The following is a 1,503-nucleotide window of genomic DNA, read 5'->3' on the forward strand; positions in this document are numbered from 1 at the left end:
CTTCTGCAACTCGGGCAGTGCCTCGAAGAGATCGGCGACGAGGCCGTAGTCGGCGACCTGGAAGATCGGTGCCTCCTCGTCCTTGTTGATCGCGACGATCACCTTCGAATCCTTCATGCCGGCGAGATGCTGGATGGCGCCCGAGATGCCGCAGGCGATGTAGAGCTGCGGGGCAACAACCTTGCCCGTCTGCCCGACCTGCCAGTCGTTCGGCGCATAGCCCGCATCGACCGCCGCACGCGATGCACCGACGGCGGCACCAAGCTTGTCGGCAACCGGAAGGATGACCTCCTGGAACTTCTCCGACGAGCCCAGCGCACGGCCGCCCGAGATGATGATTTTTGCAGACGTCAGTTCCGGACGGTCGGAGGACGACAGGGCGTCCTTGACGTGCGTCGAGAGACCCGGGTTTGCGGCTGCCGCGATGGTTTCGATCGCGGCGCTTCCGCCCTCGCCGGCAGCGGCGAAGGATGCGGTGCGCACCGTGATCACCTTCTTGGCGTCGGTCGACTGCACCGTCTGGATCGCATTGCCCGCATAGATCGGGCGCTTGAACGTATCGGCGGAGACGACCTCGGTGATTTCCGAGACCTGCGCCACGTCGAGCAGTGCTGCCACGCGTGGCAGCACGTTCTTGCCGACCGAGGTCGCAGCCGAGACGATGGCGTCATAGGAGCCGGCGAGCGACACGATGAGCGCTGCCAGCGGTTCCGCCAGGTTGTTGGCGAGGCTGGCATCCTCGGCGACGAGCACCTTGGAAACGCCCGAGAGCTTTGCCGCCTGTTCGGCCGCTGCCTTGGCACCGGCGCCGGCGACGAGCACATGCACGTCGGAACCGATCTTGCCTGCCGCCGTCAGCGCTTTCGCCGTCTGGTCGGAAAGATGCGCATTGTCGTGATCTGCCAGAAGAAGAATGGCCATGGTTCTAGTTCTCCCTTTTCTGCCTTAGAGCACGCCGGCTTCGTTTTTCAGCTTGTCGACCAGTTCGGCGACCGACTTGACCTTGACGCCAGCCTTGCGGCCCGACGGTTCCTCGGTCTTCAGCACCTTCAGGCGCGGGCTCGTGTCGACGCCGAAGTCTGCGGGCGTCTTCTTGTCGAGCGGCTTCTTCTTCGCCTTCATGATGTTGGGCAGCGACGCATAGCGCGGCTCGTTGAGGCGCAGGTCCGTCGTGACCACGGCCGGCAGCTTGACTTCGATCGTCTGCAGGCCGCCGTCGACTTCGCGGGTAACCTGTGCGGAACCATCGCCGATATCGACCTTGGAGGCGAAGGTCGCCTGTGCCCAGCCGAGCAGCGCCGACAGCATCTGGCCGGTCTGGTTCGAATCGTCGTCGATCGCCTGCTTGCCAACAATGATCAGGCCCGGCTGTTCGGCCTCGGCGACACCCTTGAGGATCTTCGCGACCGCCAGCGGCTCGACCTGATCGTCGGTCTCCACCAGCACGGCGCGGTCGGCACCCATGGCGAGTGCGGTGCGCAGCGTCTCTTCGGCCTTGGCAGG

Annotated in this window: 2 protein-coding genes; both read right to left on the bottom strand. The window is 64.8% G+C overall.

Annotated features, from left to right (window positions below):
• A partial coding sequence (locus AC1RT2_RS32145) for an electron transfer flavoprotein subunit alpha/FixB family protein (protein WP_493108497.1) occupies window positions 1-921 on the bottom strand: 921 nt, incomplete at its 3' end.
• Between the two features lie 24 nt (window positions 922-945).
• A partial coding sequence (locus AC1RT2_RS32150) for an electron transfer flavoprotein subunit beta/FixA family protein (RefSeq protein WP_493108498.1) occupies window positions 946-1,503 on the bottom strand: 558 nt, incomplete at its 5' end.

This window comes from Shinella sp. GW821-FHT11G07 (assembly GCF_058808115.1).